The 18,831-nt window shown below is 44.5% G+C and carries 17 protein-coding genes and 1 CRISPR repeat array; of the genes, 9 read left to right on the top strand and 8 right to left on the bottom strand.

Going from position 1 to position 18,831, the window contains the following annotated elements; translation table 11 throughout:
* Window positions 1-42 precede the first annotated feature (42 nt).
* The 4 genes from OSCIL6407_RS0129935 to OSCIL6407_RS38505 all read right to left on the bottom strand — a co-directional run bounded on the left by OSCIL6407_RS0129935 (window position 43) and on the right by OSCIL6407_RS38505 (window position 2,720).
* Window positions 43-852, bottom strand: coding sequence for a peroxiredoxin-like family protein (locus OSCIL6407_RS0129935; protein ID WP_007354252.1), 810 nt, complete (start codon window positions 850-852; stop codon window positions 43-45).
* A gap of 458 nt (window positions 853-1,310) precedes the next feature.
* Complete coding sequence (locus OSCIL6407_RS0129930; protein ID WP_019488126.1) at window positions 1,311-1,793, bottom strand: Hsp20/alpha crystallin family protein; 483 nt, start codon at window positions 1,791-1,793, stop codon at window positions 1,311-1,313.
* Window positions 1,794-1,989: 196 nt separating this feature from the next.
* Window positions 1,990-2,262 carry a hypothetical protein gene (locus OSCIL6407_RS35120; RefSeq protein ID WP_148288984.1) on the bottom strand — a complete coding sequence of 91 codons (273 nt, stop codon included), beginning with the start codon at window positions 2,260-2,262 and terminating at the stop codon, window positions 1,990-1,992.
* A 191-nt stretch (window positions 2,263-2,453) separates the two neighbouring features.
* Complete coding sequence (locus OSCIL6407_RS38505) at window positions 2,454-2,720, bottom strand: pentapeptide repeat-containing protein (RefSeq protein ID WP_267879577.1); 267 nt, start codon at window positions 2,718-2,720, stop codon at window positions 2,454-2,456.
* Window positions 2,721-2,789: 69 nt separating this feature from the next.
* Here OSCIL6407_RS38505 and OSCIL6407_RS0129920 point away from each other — a divergent pair, with 69 nt between their 5' ends.
* Both OSCIL6407_RS0129920 and cas2 read left to right on the top strand, forming a co-directional pair.
* A complete protein-coding gene (locus OSCIL6407_RS0129920; RefSeq protein ID WP_019488124.1) occupies window positions 2,790-4,004 on the top strand; it encodes an ISL3 family transposase in 1,215 nt (404 codons plus the stop codon).
* Window positions 4,005-4,189: 185 nt separating this feature from the next.
* Complete coding sequence (gene cas2 / locus OSCIL6407_RS0129910; protein ID WP_019488122.1) at window positions 4,190-4,468, top strand: CRISPR-associated endonuclease Cas2; 279 nt, start codon at window positions 4,190-4,192, stop codon at window positions 4,466-4,468.
* A gap of 144 nt (window positions 4,469-4,612) precedes the next feature.
* Here cas2 and OSCIL6407_RS35800 read toward each other — a convergent pair whose 3' ends face one another.
* Together OSCIL6407_RS35800 and OSCIL6407_RS35795 are read right to left on the bottom strand one after the other, a co-directional pair.
* Complete coding sequence (locus OSCIL6407_RS35800; RefSeq protein WP_155523449.1) at window positions 4,613-4,930, bottom strand: hypothetical protein; 318 nt, start codon at window positions 4,928-4,930, stop codon at window positions 4,613-4,615.
* Window positions 4,927-5,088 (bottom strand): hypothetical protein, encoded by a 162-nt coding sequence (locus OSCIL6407_RS35795; protein WP_007355611.1) that lies wholly within the window; start codon window positions 5,086-5,088, stop codon window positions 4,927-4,929. Before OSCIL6407_RS35795 ends, OSCIL6407_RS35800 begins: the two co-directional genes overlap by 4 nt.
* A gap of 132 nt (window positions 5,089-5,220) precedes the next feature.
* Between OSCIL6407_RS35795 and OSCIL6407_RS0129895 the strand changes: the two genes are divergently transcribed.
* From OSCIL6407_RS0129895 to OSCIL6407_RS0129865, 7 genes are all read left to right on the top strand, one after another.
* Entirely contained in the window at window positions 5,221-7,662 is a 2,442-nt protein-coding gene (locus OSCIL6407_RS0129895) for a hypothetical protein (RefSeq protein ID WP_148288983.1), read from the top strand.
* A 117-nt stretch (window positions 7,663-7,779) separates the two neighbouring features.
* Window positions 7,780-9,339 carry a hypothetical protein gene (locus tag OSCIL6407_RS0129890; RefSeq protein ID WP_019488118.1) on the top strand — a complete coding sequence of 520 codons (1,560 nt, stop codon included), beginning with the start codon at window positions 7,780-7,782 and terminating at the stop codon, window positions 9,337-9,339.
* Window positions 9,336-10,178, top strand: a complete 843-nt coding sequence (locus OSCIL6407_RS0129885; protein WP_019488117.1) for a type III-B CRISPR-associated protein Cas10/Cmr2 — start codon at window positions 9,336-9,338, stop codon at window positions 10,176-10,178. Before OSCIL6407_RS0129890 ends, OSCIL6407_RS0129885 begins: the two co-directional genes overlap by 4 nt.
* A complete protein-coding gene (locus OSCIL6407_RS0129880; protein WP_148288982.1) occupies window positions 10,100-10,858 on the top strand; it encodes a hypothetical protein in 759 nt (252 codons plus the stop codon). The genes OSCIL6407_RS0129885 and OSCIL6407_RS0129880 overlap by 79 nt, the downstream gene beginning before the upstream one ends.
* The gene (locus OSCIL6407_RS0129875) at window positions 10,855-11,928 is read left to right on the top strand and encodes a type III-B CRISPR module-associated Cmr3 family protein (protein ID WP_007355615.1); all 1,074 of its coding nucleotides are present in this window, start codon (window positions 10,855-10,857) and stop codon (window positions 11,926-11,928) included. Before OSCIL6407_RS0129880 ends, OSCIL6407_RS0129875 begins: the two co-directional genes overlap by 4 nt.
* A gap of 22 nt (window positions 11,929-11,950) precedes the next feature.
* Window positions 11,951-12,970: an RAMP superfamily CRISPR-associated protein gene (locus OSCIL6407_RS0129870; RefSeq protein ID WP_007355616.1), complete on the top strand. Its 1,020-nt coding sequence runs from the start codon at window positions 11,951-11,953 to the stop codon at window positions 12,968-12,970.
* 83 nt (window positions 12,971-13,053) lie between these two features.
* Window positions 13,054-13,578 (top strand): hypothetical protein, encoded by a 525-nt coding sequence (locus OSCIL6407_RS0129865; protein ID WP_019488115.1) that lies wholly within the window; start codon window positions 13,054-13,056, stop codon window positions 13,576-13,578.
* 311 nt (window positions 13,579-13,889) lie between these two features.
* Here OSCIL6407_RS0129865 and OSCIL6407_RS0129860 read toward each other — a convergent pair whose 3' ends face one another.
* Together OSCIL6407_RS0129860 and cas1 are read right to left on the bottom strand one after the other, a co-directional pair.
* Window positions 13,890-15,605: an RAMP superfamily CRISPR-associated protein gene (locus OSCIL6407_RS0129860; RefSeq protein WP_234708753.1), complete on the bottom strand. Its 1,716-nt coding sequence runs from the start codon at window positions 15,603-15,605 to the stop codon at window positions 13,890-13,892.
* 246 nt (window positions 15,606-15,851) lie between these two features.
* Window positions 15,852-16,464: direct repeats of the CRISPR family, unit length 35 nt; unit sequence GTTTCAGCACCTTTTCCCTTTAGTAAGGGTCAAAC.
* A gap of 251 nt (window positions 16,465-16,715) precedes the next feature.
* Window positions 16,716-18,719, bottom strand: coding sequence for a CRISPR-associated endonuclease Cas1 (cas1, locus tag OSCIL6407_RS0129855; RefSeq protein WP_007355619.1), 2,004 nt, complete (start codon window positions 18,717-18,719; stop codon window positions 16,716-16,718).
* Between the last annotated feature and the right edge of the window lie 112 nt (window positions 18,720-18,831).

Here is an 18,831-nt window from a genome sequence, read left to right as displayed (position 1 = left end):
CCACTCTTACCTCCTACCAGTCCCACACCAGAAGGGTGGTAGTTAGTGCATATTGCCCTGCCCGAGCGAGTCTCCATCACCCACCATTTCTGAGAGAAATTTCAGAGGATTGCTCAGATCAGCAGCGAAACCAAGGATGGCGCGATCGCGATGCTCGTAAATTAAATCTCCCTGACCATTAAACAAGAAAGTTGCGCCTCGTTGAGTGAGATAAGCAGCATTTGGAACATAGGTTTTCCAATGACTCAGCACTTCTCCCATATTCCGCAGCCGTAAAGTTGCCAATTCAAATGGACGCTGGAAACCCTTGCCACCTGCCCACCGGAAAGTGGAGCCTCTCAGGGGTGGAAGAGGGGGAGCCTGAATAATTTCATCATCACCAATTAATTGAGGTGCTCTTGCGTCGCCTCGATATCCTCTCCATACTTCTGCCAGAGTGCCAGGGCTACCAATCCCCGCACACATGAACAATAGATTGAGGTAAGCATTCATAGCAGCAGATAAACCGGGTAGTTTTAACGATAAACCTCGATACAGGTCAAGTTTTTGGTGCAGTTGGGCACTGGGATCTACAAACAAACAGTCGCTTGGAAATCCTGTATAACCGCAGAATCGCTGACCCGATGAGCGTGAGCCAATTCCCACAGCACGGATTGCTATCCCTTGTGCTTCCAGCCGTTGAGCGTCCCGCTGCAACCACCAAGCATATTCAAGGCTGTCGAAATCTCCCAATTGTGGCAAAAGCAGTACCAATTGCCTCATAGAGGATTCGCAACCGTTCAAGATGGGTAAAACGGCTCCATCACTCACCCGTTGGCGTTCGGTTTGGCTCAAGAGGCTATGAATATTCATCGGCTAATTATATCTATTTAGGAATTGGGAAAGTAGAAAATCATCAGTTATTAAACAGATACTTTACTCACATCAAATCGGGCTGCTACTTTCCGAATTGATGATATCACTTGGTTGAGACGCTTTAACTATCGCGCTTGAGCTACCAGGGTCTGTCTACCTGTGCTACTTTAGCTCATATGAGCCTCGGATGGGATGCGATCGCCAATGCTCTCTCCGCGAGAGCAGATTCAATAAAATTAGTGCCGGCAAGCGTGAAATATTTTTGCAGACTAACTGGAATCAGCGTCAGTTCACGGCATCTGTAGGTAACTTTTCGCTCGGTTTCTCCAAATAAAGAATACCGAGAGCAATGGTCGCTCCCGGTATCAACTTTTCCAGTTCCGTTGTTGTTAAGTAAATCCCATTAGGCACAATGAAAGGAAAATTTGCCTCACTCCATTAAGCACAGCCACTCCTTATTGGTTAGCCTGTTCCAGAGCGGGATTCCTTGAAGCTCCAGCAATTTCGGCCAAATTAATCTTGACGACTTTATTGCGAGCTTCAGCCACTTTGGGCAGCGTTAGCGTTAGAATGCCATCTTTGTATTCAGCTTGCACAGAGTCGTTTTGAATGCGTGCGGGCAAGGGAAGCACCCGGTGGAATTTGCCGTAGCGGAATTCAGAGCGGACATAGCCAGATTTTGCCTCTATGTTTTCGTAGCGGCGTTCGCCAGAGATAGAAATTGCTTCGCGAGTGACTTGAACGTCAACGTCTTTGGGGTCAATTCCAGGCAGTTGCGCTTTTAATACGAAGTTGTCCCCAGCATCAGCCAATTCCAGAGCTGGCATCCAAGCGACTTCTGAGTTATCTCTCGTTGTTGCCAGTTGGTCAAAAGCTTTATCGAGTTGCTGGCGGATGGTTTCAATTTCTGCGAATGGTTGCCAAGAGCGCATCAACATAATCTGTCACCTCAAAGATTGCTAAAGCTTTATAAGGAAAGTTTGGGTTGAAGCTCGTTGCTTACAGTTATTATGATGCCGCTTTTTAAGTGGGAGGAACAGTCAGGAGAACCCTACTGGGTTGGTCGTATTTGCCACAATCAGTGTGAAAGAATCTGAATTAATTGGCATAGAAGAAAACCGTACAAAGCTATTCCTAGAAACCGAAAATGCTGTGGCAACACCATGATGAGCCAGCCTCAGAACTCTGCACGGCACGAGCGTCGAGGGAAGGCTCGCCGGTGTTGCCAACCGTACCAAAAACAGGGTGCGGGTGATGTGTAGCACCGTAAGGACGTGATTTGTCGGCTATCGCTGCTTTCCCATAGCCATCGCTCCCGTATGAGTGCGATCGCATAATCCCGGTTTTAAAAGCGCGATCGCCCAATAGGTTATGTGTTGCTACTTCAACAATGTAGTAAGAGTTCAAAGTGCTTCTCTAAACAGTGTAAGAGTCAATAGTTGTACTTGGGAGCGATCGCTATATTTTCTACGCACTTATCTAATCCGTTGACATCTCTATTTTGACTCGCATCATCTTCTATCCCCATCGCCGAGCGCATCCACCTCAACCTCACTCAGCATTTTGGGTTCCATATTACAAATTATAGAGATAAAAATTTATAAATGGTGGGGAGAAGTAGGCGAATCGATTCGGTGAAAGGAGAACTGTCCTTGTGTCAGCTTAGCCCCGGTTAAGTTAGCTCCAGTCAGGTTAGCGTCATCCAAACTCGCCCCTCTTAAATCGGCAAAGCTCAAATTCGCGCCTGTCAAATCTGCCTTATCAAGGCAAGCGTCATTTAAGGAAGCCTTGAAAAAATTAGCCCCTCTTAGGTTAGCTTGGCTGAGATTAGCCCGACTCAGGCGAGTTCTATGTAGAGAACTCAGACTCAGATGGCTCTTTCGTACTTACTATGCTAAAATATTAGTAAATAGTTGTTGGGAGCAAAGTTAACTATGAAAAAGATAATGACCAAACTGCTAAACCTACCCGGAGTTATAGTAGAAGACAGCAGACAAACAGATGAAACATTAATTTTCTCAGTAAAAGTAGAGACAAAAACGGCAATCTGCCCACACTGTGGTCGAAGTAGTCATCGTCTTCATCAAAATCATGGACATTTAGTTAAAGATTTGCCGATGGGGAACCGAGAAGTAATTTTAAGAGTAAATCGGCGGCAATTTAAGTGTAATAATTGTGAAAAACCTTTCAGTGAAACATTAAGTTTTGTAGCCAAACGTCAAAATTTTACCAATAGATATGCACTAATGATTGCCGAACAGGTGATCCATAGCGACGTTAATAACGTCGCTAAAAATAATGGATTAACAAATGAAGAAGTCTGGTCAATGGTAATGTTTATAGCTGAGTCAATCATGCCCATTCACGTAGCTCAACTCAAACGGTTAGGGATAGATGAAATTAGTTTGGTTAAAGGACAAGGAAAATTTATTGTAGTTTTAGTAGACCTAGATACGCATAAGCTAGTAGGGCTAGTGTCATCTCGAACACAATCAGAAATAGAAAAAATGATGCGGCAATGGGGTGAAGAAGTGTTAGAACAGATAGAAGAAGTAAGTATAGATATGAGTGGTAATTATAAATCATTAGTGCGAAAACTTTGCCCAAATGCTGAGGTAACAGTGGACAGATTTCATGTTACAAAAATGATCCATGAAGAGTTAAATCAAGCGAGAGTTGACCAAAAAAAAACGGCAGAAGCCTTAAAAGTTAAGGAAAGAGCTAAATTATTTACTAGCTTGAAAGGAAGTAAATATATCTTATTAAAAGGCGTAGTTAAATTATCAAATAAACAAAAAGAAAAATTGAACCAAGTAAAAGAAGCTTCACCGTTAGTAGGAATAATGCACTCATTAAAGGAAGAATTTCACTCTTTATTTGAAAAGAGTAAAAGCTTAGGGGAAGGGATATTGAAACTAATAGATTGGATTGAAAAAGCTGCTCCATACTATCGGAATAGTGTCCCAACAATCAAACGGTGGTTTGGAGAAATAGTTGGGTATTTTGAACGCCGAACAACCAACGGTATAGTAGAAGGAATTAATAACAAATTAAAATTGTTAAAACGTTGTGGATTTGGATTTAGAAACTTTAACAATTTTGAAATTAGAGCTTTGATTAGCTGGCATTTTCCTAAAGTTTTAGCATAGTAAGTACGAAAGAACCGAACAGTTACCTACCGCCACTGTTTAGAATTGCAAGTCCGGGAATATATCGCCTGCATGTTAGGAGATATTCAGCATTACCGGCCGCTGGTTTGGTCACTGCCAAAAAATAACGCTGCTACCGATGCTAACGAATTGGAAGATGAATACCCTATACTGGCAAAAATGTAATGTTTTACCTCATCTGCTATGACATTGTAGATGACCGCCGCCGCTTAAAGATTTCTAAGTTATTAGAAACTTGCGGCTGCCGGGTTCAGAAGTCAGTATTTGAGTGCGTGTTGGATGAAAAACAGCAAGAACAACTGCAAAAACGGCTGTTGAAATTGCTGAACAAACGACAAGACCAAATCCGATTCTATCCTCTTTCTGCTCACTGTCGGTGCAAGGTAAAGGTGTTGGGAGTGCAGCCAAAATTTGTAATCGATGATGAGGCTTTCATTGTTTAGATAGCGGGAAACTTCCTGCTATTGGGTGGAAAAAGGGGAGGATATTTTCTCCCTTTTCCCCCTGGTGGTTTATGAGCAAGGAAACTGCTAAATTTCGGCTACGGTTTTCTCCTCAAGTCAAAAAACAATTGAAATCGCTTCCTGTCAAAGTTCAAAAGCAATACCATAAAGCTTTTCAAACAATAGCATCAGAAGGGCCTGAATACAGAAGCTTGAGAACCCACCGATACAGATATAAAAAAGGTGAAGTTTGGGGTTCTGCGGCTTCGATGGCTCTGAGATTCTATTGGGAATATGAGGGAGAGCAAACCATTTCAATTGAGGAGATTGATTCACATTAGCACCAGTAAATATCTGAGCGGTTTTTACTGTACCTCTTGGTCTCGCAAAGTGCTGTACTGGCGATCGCCTTCTCTGGTAAAGTGCGATCGCTCGATTGAAAACTGTAACAATTTGGCTCAAGGCTGATAACCTCTGCTTTGCTGGGAGGGATACTTCTCTTCTGTCACTAAGCGACAGAAGAGGGGTATAATCGTGGCGGTGGAGAGTTGGCTGTCATTCAACCCTAAAATTGGGGTGCTGCCTGCCAATGTGGGGGCAATCGCCTGCTTGGATGCCAAAAATTAGGATACTTCTCCTTGAAAATACTTTTGTAACTATAGTATCTTTATTCTCTGCAACTTCATCTATAGTTGAACTAGACGCTAATATTTTTGCTGACCAAAATTTTAGAATGGATACAGAGAGAAAAAATGATGTTTGAAACAGCAGTTGTCGATCAGAAAACTTCATTTATCTATTTTGTCTACCCATTCCTATTTGAAGCGTCCGAGTTTGAAGCGCGAGTTAAAGCGATTGATGGCGCTACAGTGTCGGGGGCAAAACGAGATATCCCCCTGTGGGAACCCCATACTTTTCCAACGGATGACTTACTAGCTCACATCGCTAACTACCTTGATACCAACAGGAATCCTCCAACAGTCCGCTACTGGAAACTCAACTACGCTGCGCTGAATACACTCGGCTTTACGAGCAAATTTAACTGGAAACTTCGGTGGGAAACTAAAGGAGAAATACCCTTTACCTTTGGCGAAAAAGGTGAAGGAACTGAAGCAGTGCAACTAATCCTGTTTCAGGTAGGAGTTGGATTTGCCGTTGTGCAGACCCAACCAAAAGATACCAGTAAGGTCAAAGATACCAATAAGGTTAATGATTGGCTAGATTTTCTTCACTTTTTTCGCTTTATTAAAACCCAGAGAAACGTGCGACTGGAGGCAGAGCAGCAAATATGGAATGAAGCGACAAGGCAAAAAACCTGGGAACCCTTTTTCCCTCAACTCTCTCAAGAAGCTAATGGTTCGCGCCAATGCAACTGGAACATCATTTTGAGCGAGCTACTGAGGAGTGGTTCTTTGGAAGGAGAGTCAGGAGTTTGGTGGCAAGAAGTATTTGTGCCTGGACAAATGCTGCCTTTTACAGCCTTATATGTCGATAACATCGATACAACAGAAATTCCCTACCTTCGCTATAGATTGCACAACTTCTTCAACGCAAACCAGGGAGATGACCCCGCTCCAGAAGATTTAGTTGACAATCACCCAGCGCTGCTGCCTTATGCGAAGAAGCAGTGGTTCATTTGTTCGTTGGAAGGGAGTGCTTTCCTGGCGTGTGACGTTCCCCAGGAAAACCCATTTTTCCGAGGAACGCTGCCATCTCACTTAAGCAAACAATATTTTCTGCTGTTTCTGCTAGCGCTGCACCAGCGGTTTGCACTGATATCGCTATCAACAACTGTTGCTCAGAAGTGGAAATTCAGTAGTGACAGCGAGGCAGACGTGCAGAACAACACGGCAGTGTTTAAGGAGATCCGCAACCGACTGCTGGCGTTTACAGCATGGGGTTACTTCACCCAAGCAATGCAGCGTGAGCACCACCACCGCTGCTACCGCAAGTGGCAAGAGGTATTTCTGCTAGAGCAGCTTTATCGGGAAGTGAACGACGAAGTGCGGGAAATGCAGGAATATTCGCAGTTGCAGTATTTGCAGCGGCAGGAAGCTGCTCAGAGAGAGCGCGATCGCCAGCGTCTAGAAGAAATACGACAACAAGACGAAGCTGCCAAAGAACGCGATCGCCAACGCCAAGAGGAAATGCGCCGTCAGGATGAAACTGCCAAAGAACGAGAACGTTTGTACTTACTAGCCTTAAGGGAAAAGGAAGAAGCGGATCGAGAGCGCGATCGCATCTCCGTCCTCGCCCTGCGAGAGAAGGAAGAGGCAGACAAGGAGTGGCAGCGTATTTACTCGCAGCAATTGCGGGCGAAAGAAGAGGCAGAGCAAGAGCGCGATCGCCAGCTACAAAATGCCGTCTATATCGCCAGTGCCGGGTTGGGAACTGGAGCAATTGTTGCCTCTAGTGCAGGTTTGATTACTGCAAGCAGTCCCATTACAGTACGCTTGTTGCTGGGGGGTTCGCTACACCCATTTGGGGTAGCCGTTATTTTGAGCTTGCTGGCTGCTGCGGGTGTAGGGGGGGGAGTTTGGGCTTGGAGAAAGGCGCGGCTGCGGATGAGCGATCGCGCTTTCCAGCAAAAGCTGGAGAAGTTTAAGCAGTTGCTTTCTCAAAATCAAGAGCTGTTTTCACCGGACGATCGCGAAAGTTTGGGCGAACTGGTGAAAGCTCAGCCGGACGGGGTTTGCCAACTGTGGGGGGCGATCGCAGATTGGCAGCGGCAGAACCCTTCTCATCCTGCATCTTCACAGATTCTCTGGATACAATCCAAGCCTCCACTGCTATCGACAGCTAAACAGTGGGCGAAGTCCCTCGGTCAGTGGTTGCGTTATCCGTTATTCTTGTTTGTGGATAGCTGCCAGCCGGAGAACTATCAAGAAGAACTGCTCAAAGAGATTAAGCCTCCAACACCTTCAGAGAAGAAGGTGGAAGCTTTTATTCAATTGGTGGGCTGTCGGGATTTGTTGAGTTCTGAAGACTCAAAGAACTTGCAGGAGGAGGCGAGCCATTGGCCTGAAAAGGTGGAGGGTTTGGCTGAGGCGATTGGCAATTGGTGTCAGGTTCCGGGGCGATCGCGGATTTATGAGAAGTTGCTTGAGTTACAAAAGGACAGTATGCGAAATCAAACAAACCGAGGTGAGAAGGATTATAAGGCGAGGTTGCAGGGGGCGATCGACTCGCTGTAACGCCTGGGGACTTTTACTATTTGAAGTTCGAGGTCGGTGTCAGGAATTAGAGAGGTAGTTGCTGGAGTTAAGGGTACAGGGAATTTGAAAATAAGAGTTGGAGCGAAATAGAGTTGTATGAAAAAGCAGTTAATTTTACAGATTTTGGGCAATAGTGATGTTATTAATAATAAGGATCGAAACAATCCAGAAGGAGCCGACATATTAGGAGATGTTGGGGATTTAGAAAAAATCTGTAGAGCAGCTAAGAGACATTATGAGATATTCTGTAAAGAATGTCATCTAGATTTCCCCTTACTTGAGAAAGTCAAAGATAAATTCGGAAAGGATTTTATTTTAGGAATTATCCTAACCGATCAGCGAGAGTGGCAACATTCGCGGCAAGATCAGGAGGGGTGGAAAACTCTTGTGAAAGCGGATGGCATCTGGTGGAGGGATGCTTTATTAAAGTGGTGTAGCCAAAACAAAATTGAATGCTATGCCATGCAATTTAAAGTAAAAGCAGGAGGGAACGGTGTAGCTGACTGGGAAAAAATGGCAGCAGACCTTCGACCCTGGCTCAATGAAAAGATTTGTTTTCAAGACAGTGCCATAAAATTCTCTCCTCCTCCACGAGAAAAAGATGAAGAGTTAGATTCCTCAAAAGACAAGAATGAAGCTGTCGCCAATACTGAGCCAATTGAAATCGAGAAGATAATCATTCAGCATAGCAGCGGGACTCCTGCTCTCACAGGTGCTTTATATCTATGGGGAATTGAGCAAAAAGTTGCGGGAAACTCTGTAGAATTTATTTATCTATCTAAAGAAGATAAAATATGCCCTGACCCTCATCCGGGGACGCAATGGCAGTGGCGACTAAAAGATCCGCAAATTCGGGAACTTCTGAAAATCCAAGATTTTAGTGGTGCTTTGAAGTTATTAGATAGAAACCATCCGAATTATAAAGACCTTGAAACGAGCCTTGTAAATTTAGATAAGGCAGTGTCTTTGAACTTGAGCGATCGCGATGCAACGGCTACCCCCGACGATTGGCGGATTAAACCGGGTCGAGATATGATTATCGAACGGGTGAGCATTGCTTACTGGAGCGAAAAAGCTTTTCGCGAGCGCAGCCAATGGATGCACTGGAATTTAAGAATAGCAGGTGCATTAGAACTAGCTTTATTTCTGCTATTAGAAAAGCAGGGCAATGGTAATTATCAATGGGAGGAACATAAGCTGATGTTTACCGATACTAAACAGAAAGTACACATTCGTTGTGATATTTCTCAAATTGTCTCTTCACTGCTGGCTAATGGAAAGTATGAATACGATCCTTCTTATTCAGGTTCTCCTATCCCCTTAAAAGCTAACCAGATTACAGGCTCGGAGTGGGCTAATTTTAAAAAGTTTTATATAGACAATTGGAAGCTAGAAGAAAAACCTGAAAAAATCTTGGGATATATAGCAGTCAGAAACCAACTTTATCACAGCTTAATGGGCGATCGAATTGATAGAATGTTAGATAAAAAGACTGTAGAACTCAACAATCGAGTAGACCATCCCGACCATCCTTCGCAAGTTGCGGTGAAATGGTTGAACTATATTATTCGGCTTGCTGGTTTATCAGATGAAGTCCAAAAAAGAGCAGATAAATACTACTATCGTGTTTTAGAACTCCTCAACCTCCTGACATGAATCTCTCAGACTGGTTAATCAAACAACAAGGGCTTTATCCCCGTTTACCGGATGCTACTCCTACGCTATCTTGGCATCCTGTTAGCGGGACGCAGCAAGAATCTCCCCACATGAAAAGTCGTTTCTGGTGGGGAGGAGGTGCATCTCAGGAGGCTTGCGAACAACTTGAAACTGGATTTAGCCCCGAACTAACAAATATTGCCGTTCTCACTTTTGGTCCCGTTCAAAACTTCTTAGGAGGCGGTCAAAAATTAAGGGATTGGGCTGTAGCTTCTTGGCTGTGCCACTATCTCTCAGCAGTCTTAATTTATCGTTGGGAAACTGAGTTAAACGGTCAAGTTCTCTTGCCCTACCACCGAAATTCAGAATTAATTAAATGGTTGCGGGATGACGCTGTTGATGCAGAAAAATTCTGGCAAGCCGAGTTGCCGAATGTTATTACAGGGTTGCATCCGAGTCAAAATAAGTGGTTAGAGGACTGCGAGAATATCATTAATGAGGAATGGCTGCGATTTGTAAAAGCCTTGGAGCAAGCTGTTATCAATCATCCTCAGTATAGAAATTTGTTTAACGGTCAAGGATGGCGCGTCATCCACAATGATTGCCAGTATCTCTGGTATGTTTATGCTGAGGAGGTTAAATTAAACATTGAATCGGCTAACCAAGATATTAAGAATTTGCACGAACTGATAGAAAAGCGAAAAGTTAGTCGGCAGTGGAAAGGGACGTGGTGGGGAGGGCGTAGCAGTCCTAGCGATGGTTGTCTGTCTATACAGAGGCAATTTCTCTCACCCGCGACTTACACCGGCTCTGGACGGGTCAAGAGGAAATTCACTTAGACTCCAGTTTGCACCACTTCTGGTCTCAAAACCAAGGAGAAGAAATACCCCCTTTAATTCAACCTCTCTCAATTGCCAATGGGGAGCCGACTCTGGAGACTGAAGGGTGGGTTTCGTACAGAAATCGAGACAATCAGGTAAAAATCTATCCCGTACCGGGACCGCAAATTAACTTTAGTTTAGGTGTGGTAATTGCTCAGAGGCGCATTCCTCAATCTCTTTGGCATAGGGGATTGAATGAAGCTTACAAGAAAGCGAAGGAAAGAGGAAAAAATCGCGTCTGTGTGCGGGTCTTATTCAATAGTGGGCAATCTCTGGAGTGGGTCTGCCCTTGGCCGCTCTGGAATTTGCTGATGGCTGCCGAACTCAGAACTCAAGGTGAAACAGAGTTGAACCGCTGGGAAAAGTTGCTGTTTTATTTTGAAAGCGTCCGCTTGCGACAGCAGAATATTTATGCAGTTCAAGAGTTATTGACTATCCTCTGGAAATCAGTGGGTCTTGATAGTTTGACTTGGGATGAGATAGAACAGAACAGCGATCGCCAGCATGAAGAACAAGAAATTGGTAATTGGCAATGGTGGATTAATTGGATTAGCTTGAGGGCTTTTTTAGCGCGACAAGAGCGCGATCGCCAAAATTGGTTACAAAGCTTAGAAAACTTGGGGAGGATACAGCCGTGACGGGATGGTATGCAATTACGCCGCTAGGACCAGTGGCGATCGGTAATTTGACTCCAGTGGGTCAAAATAGCGGTCAAGTTGGCTGTCGTTGGCCTCCCAACGGTCATCAGCTTGCAGCTTGTTTGAACTTGCCCACGCCTAAATACGAACTTAACTGCAAACCTGGCTGCACGTTGTGGGGACCTTTTTGGTATGACGGCAGAGATCCCTATGTTATTCTGCCTCTGCCGGTTTATACAACAGATAGAAGCGCGATAGAAAACGGTCAGGTTCCAGAGGAAATTTACCGCTTGCAGTGGCGCGGAAATCCAGGGCAGGAACATTGGCAAGTGCAGGCCGAACATGAGAGAAGCCAAGAAGATGGAACTGTTGAGATTGTCGGTGGTAGGTATTTAATCGGTGGCAATAGCTTGCAGGATTTCTGGATGAGACAGGAATCTACATCTGCTACTCTGCAAAAGCTACCTTGGGAAACTCTGACTTTAAGCCACAATAGTCGCCAGGATTTTTTAGTCAAAGATGAGGGTGGATTCTTTGCAGAAATGACCACGCTGCTCGCGCCGGGATGGTCAATTTTAGTTAAGGTGATTGGCGATTGGGAACCGCCACCTTACAGCTTTTTGGGAGCCGGCTCAACCCCAGTGGTAATTGAGCCTGTTGAGGGTTTGATGGACGAGTGGCTCGATGGGGGGTATGAGGATGGCAAGGCTGACTACAACGACGCTACCGGCGCTATTTTACTCACGGGCGCACTGTGGCAAAACAAACAGCGCAAAGAGTCAATTCCCTACCCTTATACAGATAGGATTAAAGCCTATGCTGCTGAGTTAGGAGTTCCCTGGCAATCTTGGAAAAAGGTCAAGCACAGTAAGGACACAGAGAGAAAAGTAGCCACGTTGACGCCTGGGGAGTGGATGACTCCCGCTGGTGCTGTTTACTTGTGGGAGGGAAAAGCGCCGGAAGGGCTGCGATCGCAGCCTTTACCGAATCCTTACAATCACCAAGACAACCGCTACCTTTTAGGCTACGGTCATTTGTGGCTTTTTAAGGACAAAGAATTTGAAGGCTAAAGACTCTGAGGAACAGACAAAAATGGCAGAAAATCAAACAGGACTTGAATGGTTAATTTGCAGGGAACCCGTCCACATTGGTGGTGCAGATAGCAGCAGCCGGGGCAACAACAATCCCGTATATCGCTTACCCGATCGCACTCCCGTGATTCCCGGCAGTTCTATCCGGGGTGCCCTGCGAGAGCACGCTCAAACTGATGATGCTTACAACCAATACGTTAGAGATTGGTTTGGCAGCGAAAATCAAGACTCCACCAGACAGGAAAGCGAAAACCAAACAGTGACCGATCCAACTCCGCAGCCGAGCGCTGGTGAAAATCAAGACTCCACCAGACAGGAAAGCAACAAAATGTCTCCTGGCTGCGTCGCCCTCAGTTGGTGCTGGCCGGTGTGGTGGCCCGTCCATGTCTTAGGATATGGCAATTGGTGGGTAAGCTGTCCTGCTTGGCTGAACCGATTTCAGCAGTTCTCTCACCAATCTTCTCTCCCCTTCGGTCGAGATAACGTTTACATTACAGAACCATCTCTCGCGAACGCAAAAAACCTTTACCTGCGCTGGTTAAAATTGAAAAATATCCACCAGCACGAACCAGAAAGCTTGCCTTTACCAATTAATGGCGAGAATTTACCTGATAAAAATCGGCTGATTGTCGTACCGGACGATACTATTAATTTAATTGTAGATATGGGATTGGTACGGCAGCCGAGAGTCAGCCTCAATGATACTCCTGATGAAAAGGGAAGCTTAGTAAAAAATTTGTTTGCTGTTGAAGGGCTACCGCCTGGGGCATTGTTTATGATGGCTTGGACAACTCGCGGCAATAAAGAATTGAATTTGGAACAGTGGCAAAAATTTCTTCGACAAGAGCATTATTTGGGCGGTTTGTGGAGTGTGGGTTACGGTCGTATTTCCATTCAATTTGCTGGGAAGTTGCCAGCAACCTCTGCTGAAGAAACGGCGGCAAATACTGAATCATCGGAAACTTTAACAGCACCTACTGAAGAAATACCAGAAAATAGCCAGTCTAAAAGTGAGGGTTAATGCAATCGTGCAGGACTTCCTAGTGTTGAGTGGCTTTCCATCCTTGAAGCAATCTTTAGCCAATCCCAAATAGGAGTGAATTTATGTCTAACGAGCCAACTGCTGTTAGCTTTTATGAATTAGATAGCAAAGTTTTTGAAGAATTAAATAACATAAAAGACGATATTAAAGATTGGTATGCGGAAGCCAGCACGATTGCTGACTATGTAGCTACTTGGGGGGTTTTGCGCTTCTGGGCGCTCTCAAAATCAACTAAAAGTAAGGGTGGAGAAAACTCGTTAGATGGCAAAAAATATGCTGCCTGGGATGTGGGGCGGAAAGTCTTGTGCCACATTGTTGGCAGTGAGTTGGGAATTAAAGAAGATGATTCCACAGAAACTTTTCGGGCAAAGTTTGATAATGATAAGCTTGACATGAATCAACAAATACTCTTGACTGATTTGCTCCTTGAAATAGCAGATACAGTGCAGTTTTGGGCGGTGCGATTAAAAGAAGTACACGATCTTGAGGAAGCAAAGAATAAGGAAGAGGAAGCCAAGAAGAAAGAAGAGGAAGAAAAAAATAAGGAAGAGGCTAAAAAAGACAGTAATACTAAGAAGGAGGATTAAAGAAATCTCTCCCTGTTCAGAGTCCATACAACTCTCCTTATTTCCCCTCCATCAACGCCTGAAACCCTGACCTTGCAAGGTAGCAATTACATTGAGGCTGTTGTACCATTCAGCCATTCTTGCAGCACCTCGCTACCTCATATCAGGTTCGGTCAATGACTCGCAATCGTCATTGCGAGTGGAACGTTCGCGCAGCGTAAGCGTTAGCTTTTAGCAATCACAGAGGCTTGATAGTAGCAGACTCCGCTATCGCAATTATTGACTATTGACTGGATCTGATATCATAGGTATTGATGTTGATAGCTAACAACTTAGGGAGCTTGAGGGCGTACTATTGCATTGAGTCCCCAAATTTTCTCATATCCATTCTTTTGCAGCTCAGTTTCTTCACCTGAGTTAGATACAGTAATCATCTCTTTGTCAAAGACTGAGATTAGAGAAAAGTTTTGATGTTTTCGGACAGCATACCCAGAGGGATGAGTTTTAGAGCTGCCACACCAATCAGGGCGAGGATTTGCACTCGTGCTGCAAACTTGATGCACAATGTCTCGCCATTGCTCCACCTCCCCTCGCCAGATACTATAAATACTACCGGGTTTTGGTCGCGGTTTTTCATGGGGAGTCATACTTTCAGTTCTAGCCAACTCCCGAATTAAGTTATAAATGCACTGAATGCTTTTCCCGATACGCACTTCTGAATTTTCATAAGTCAAGGGCTTGTTGTACTTGCTTGGGGTTACAGTAAATTGGCTACCGCGATAGATATTACCTCTGAAAGTATGGGGCGGTCGTCGCCATCCAGGTCCAAGCCCTCCTAAATAACTAGCAAGTTCCAGAAGCGTGCGAACTAATTCCTCCACTTCTACATTTTCATATTTGGCAGGGTTCCGCCATGCGGCATCGACGACAATCTCCCACGTTTCATCGGCAACCCCTGCCTTGATATTTCTATAGCTTCTCGGATTGCCGGCAATGATTTTTGAGAGGTAACTGGTTAAATGTAACTGTCCTAGACAATTAGTAGCACCAAAAATTTTGTCAGTTAACTTTCTGGCATCACTATCTGATAAGACCAGTAAAGCTATCCTTGTAAAATATCCTCGCAAGCAGGCCCGCAAGACTTGGGGAGTCCAACGATATTTTCCCTCTTGAGTTACTTGAGAGTTTTCTGTTTTATGCTGTTGGATGCAAGGTTTCATCCCTGTTAAATGAATTGTCCATGTTCCTTCTTCAGGGATTGATGTCGCTAAACGCCCAAAACCCGATGCAGTTCCTCTACCAATTCCTTGTTCTTTCAGCATCTCTTTGATACGCTGTTTTAGCCAGTGTTTTCCCTTGGGAGAATTATCTTTGAGTTCTACTTGAATGCAGATAGAATTAGAGGTAGAATTAGAGGGGTCTGTCCCCCTAGCCAGTGCCTTAGAAGAAGTTGTAACTATCGCCCTGTTCTGTGATGGTGGGGGAAATTGAGGCGAAACTTGCCACTGAACGCCTAATTTTTTTCTGCTGTTTTCGTCGTAAAAAAGCTGCCATTCTTGTTGGGGGTTTAGGGGAAAAGGCTGGATGCTATCTTTCAAACTAATATTTTCAAAGCGAATTTTTCGAGGTTGCCATCCTCCGCGACCATCAATTAAGCTTTCCCAAAACTTTCTCTCCTCTCTCTCCTCTGGCGACAAATTCTCAGGCGATACCTTTAAGATTTTTTCTATCCAGCTCAGTAAAGCTCCCCGCAGCGTTGAACCTGGGATGCAGGGGATTCCAGCAATTCGTGCTGGTAAAATATGACCTTCAGGGAAACTGCCGCCACCAATTTGTAGGGGACTAATAACTTGCAAGTCATCAATGCGAAGAGTATAGCTATTGGAAGCTTTTAAGTCATTTGTCCCTTTCCACGCTTCTGTTACTTCTTTCTTTTCCCGTTGACTGCCTTCAACAATGTCTTCAGTTTTTGGCACCCAGCCTTTCTCTTCATTGCCTATTCCTTGAACCTTATACCAATTGGGTAGTTCTGTTGGTAACATTGCCATCTTCTTCTCCGTTTTAAAAAGTGACGACTTAAACTTTAATGAAAAGGTCGCAACAGGGGAGTATAACTTTTAGCTTCGCAACATTCTGATGCCTACCGTTTCAACGCCTTTTCCTTCTTACGAAGGTCGCAACACTCAAATGAAAGAACAGATGAGTAGAGATGATACAGGTTTGTTTCAGCACCTTTTCCTTCTTACGAAGGTCGCAACAATACGGCGCTATCATTACATCTACAACAACGACTGGTTTCAGCACCTTTTCCCTTTAGTAAGGGTCAAACTGGCAAAACTTTTTCTCTTATCATTATTAATATAGTGATGTTTCAGCACCTTTTCCCTTTAGTAAGGGTCAAACACGTGGTGTTGCAGCTCGCAATCAACCCGGCTAATGTTTCAGCACCTTTTCCCTTTAGTAAGGGTCAAACTAGCTTTTGCTTTTGAATTTCTCTAATGCCTGATTAGGTTTCAGCACCTTTTCCCTTTAGTAAGGGTCAAACGACGGCACTCTTTCTTTTGAAGGTGAAGAAGACGAGTTTCAGCACCTTTTCCCTTTAGTAAGGGTCAAACTTTTCCATTATCTTTTTAAGACATTTAGCTCTCATTTGTTTCAGCACCTTTTCCCTTTAGTAAGGGTCAAACCATGACGGGACCCGATGGGGAGGATGGTGTAGTTGAAAGTTTCAGCACCTTTTCCCTTTAGTAAGGGTCAAACCTGGTGGCGCTGCTCCTACTCCTCCGATTTTCACTCCAGTTTCAGCACCTTTTCCCTTTAGTAAGGGTCAAACATTTCTTTCCCACTGAGCAGGGGTGGAAAGCAGTTTCTTGTTTCAGCACCTTTTCCCTTTAGTAAGGGTCAAACCATCAGCTTGTAGAAGCCTGAGTATGAGAGCATCATACACCCATTGATCTGAAGGGGTCAAGTTTCTTCTGCAATAAATGAGTCTACTTCTCAATAAGTCTGCCAAACACAAGCTTGAAAACCTCTTCCAGAGCTTTATCCGAGAGGGTCAACGAAAGAATAAGGATTTCAAACCCTAGCAGACCCCCTCAGATGCTTATCAGTGGCAGTTCATTGATAAACTAAACAAATCAATGAACAGTTAGCAAACACTAGAGCTTCCACAGCATAGGGCGGTACACTTCAACTTCCCCCATCAAACAAGCAATATACTCTCGCACCTGTAGTTCCATACACCGTCTCAAACTGACTTGATACCCTGTATGGGGATGAGTCACCTCAGAAAGTAATTTTTCCTCCCAATGCTTCAGGTACTTCTTTAGGGCATAAGGTTGAAGATAGACACCACCCCGCTCATCTGGCGGTGTAAAATCCTCTAGTACAAAAATCTTAGAATTCACCAAATAAGCCACCAAAGAATCAACAACTTGGGCGCGAAATTCCTCCATCAAATCGCTTACCAACGCTGGATGGTAATCACGGGGAGTGTGTAAATTACCGAAATGCGTGTGCAGCCCTACTGCCTGAACAAACGAGTGAACATTTTGGCTCAAAAGTGTATAACCCAAACTCAACAGGCTATTAATGGGGTCAGTCGGTGGCCGCTTTGTCCGCTTTTCAAATACAAACGACCCAGTAAATAAAGAACCCAACCCCTGAAAGTAGAGACTAGCTGCTTGACCCTCATATCCTCGTAGTGCATCCATTGAGGCAGCTTGATGTAAATCTTCCATTAATTGCAAGATTGCCTCAATTGCTATTGCTGCAATTTTTGACGGTCTGCGTCGATTTAACTTCATCAGTAATGCACGAGAATTATGTAGCTTTGTCCATACAATTACCTCAGCTTGTTGGCGAACAAACTTGGAGCTTTGTGAGCCAATCACTTGCCGTTCCAAATATTCAACCTTTGCCATTCCCTCCGCTTGCAAGCGCCCGAAATAGCGACCCCGTTGAGATAAGTACATAATTGGAATTCGACCGTGCAGAGCCAAACTTACCGCACCATGAGATAAATTGCAACAGCCAAACAAAATGATATGACTCACGCGAGAAGCTGGCACCTTAATCCGCAGCTCCCGTTGATAAAACACCTGAAACTGCTGGTTGTAGATGCTCAGATAAGAGCCTTGATCCGTAACATACAGCGTACTCATAGGTTCCCTCCAAAAATGTTCAGAATTAGCACGGGGAAAAACAATCGGCTTCACAGAAATACTGCAAGCCAAAGGCTTTCCAGAAAATACAGGTACTTTGCGAGTTACCGAGCGAGAGAAAGAGGTTCCCGAAGCCCGTACAACTTTAGTCGTGGGTTGAGTTCTTTCCGGTGCAAAAACCTGTCCATTGCGAAACAGATAGCCGAGAAAAGTAAACTCCTCATCCGGTGCAAAAATCCGCGTCTTTTCTGGCTGAAGCTTTAGATAAAAACTTCCTAGCCAAGAATTAATTTGCTCCAAACAACGATTAGCTTGAATAGAATCTGCACAAGCCACCGCAAAGTCATCACCAAAACGCACTAAATTGAAACCGTGACTCAAACAAAGTCTGTCAAACTCGTTTAAGTACAAATTCGCCAAAGCACCCGAAAGAATTCCTCCCTGCAAAACCCCCTGATTGGGATGAAAATGCTGACCTTTAACAACAATTCCTGACGCAAGATGCTGCTCAATTAACTGCCGCAAAGTCGGCTCAAATTGCAGCTTCTCCAAATCAGTCAACAGCAGCGGCCAGCAAAGATTGTCAAAAAACTTCTCAATATCAGCTTTGATGACCCAAGCCTGCCCGAATTGATAATAGGAATACAGATGTTTAACAGCCATTTGTATTCCCCTACCGGGACGGTAAGCATAGCTGCAATCGAGAAAAACATCCTCCAGCGGCCAATACAGTTCGTCTAGCAAAAAGCGCTGTACAATTCTGTCCCTCACCGTGGGAATGCCAATCAAACGCTTACCACCACTGGCTTTACGCAGATAAAACCCCTTAGCGGGACGGGGAAAATAATTTTCCTGTTGTAATTGCCACAACAAAACCTGCAACTGGTATCGAGCAACACCAGCGAATAAATCAACAGTAATGTTGTCAATACCAGCACTGCGACTGCCTTTGCGGACTTGCAGCCAAGCGGCGTGCAGAGGTTCTGGTGTAAATTCCATCTACTCCCCCAGATTGAGCTTTTGACCTAACAATTTGATTCTGGCAGGAGAGTATTTGAGTTCAGATTTGAGTAATTGACAAACTTATATGAGTTCGTGTATGAGTTGAAAT

It is taken from the genome of Kamptonema formosum PCC 6407 (assembly GCF_000332155.1).
Lineage (GTDB): Bacteria > Cyanobacteriota > Cyanobacteriia > Cyanobacteriales > Microcoleaceae > Kamptonema > Kamptonema formosum.
Note: the sequence above shows the minus strand (reverse complement) of the source record. Positions and strands in the feature narration are given on the sequence as shown.

What these genes read in the sequence shown, in the direction of transcription:
- OSCIL6407_RS0129935 (WP_007354252.1), bottom strand. Translation starts at nt 852, where the DNA reads ATGAATATTCATAGCCTCTTGAGCCAAACCGAACGCCAACGGGTGAGT.
- OSCIL6407_RS0129930 (WP_019488126.1), bottom strand. Translation starts at nt 1,793, where the DNA reads ATGTTGATGCGCTCTTGGCAACCATTCGCAGAAATTGAAACCATCCGC.
- OSCIL6407_RS0129920 (WP_019488124.1), top strand. Translation starts at nt 2,790, where the DNA reads ATGAAAAAGATAATGACCAAACTGCTAAACCTACCCGGAGTTATAGTA.
- cas2 (WP_019488122.1), top strand. Translation starts at nt 4,190, where the DNA reads ATGTTTTACCTCATCTGCTATGACATTGTAGATGACCGCCGCCGCTTA.
- OSCIL6407_RS0129895 (WP_148288983.1), top strand. Translation starts at nt 5,221, where the DNA reads ATGATGTTTGAAACAGCAGTTGTCGATCAGAAAACTTCATTTATCTAT.
- OSCIL6407_RS0129890 (WP_019488118.1), top strand. Translation starts at nt 7,780, where the DNA reads ATGAAAAAGCAGTTAATTTTACAGATTTTGGGCAATAGTGATGTTATT.
- OSCIL6407_RS0129885 (WP_019488117.1), top strand. Translation starts at nt 9,336, where the DNA reads ATGAATCTCTCAGACTGGTTAATCAAACAACAAGGGCTTTATCCCCGT.
- OSCIL6407_RS0129870 (WP_007355616.1), top strand. Translation starts at nt 11,951, where the DNA reads ATGGCAGAAAATCAAACAGGACTTGAATGGTTAATTTGCAGGGAACCC.
- OSCIL6407_RS0129865 (WP_019488115.1), top strand. Translation starts at nt 13,054, where the DNA reads ATGTCTAACGAGCCAACTGCTGTTAGCTTTTATGAATTAGATAGCAAA.
- OSCIL6407_RS0129860 (WP_234708753.1), bottom strand. Translation starts at nt 15,605, where the DNA reads ATGGCAATGTTACCAACAGAACTACCCAATTGGTATAAGGTTCAAGGA.
- cas1 (WP_007355619.1), bottom strand. Translation starts at nt 18,719, where the DNA reads ATGGAATTTACACCAGAACCTCTGCACGCCGCTTGGCTGCAAGTCCGC.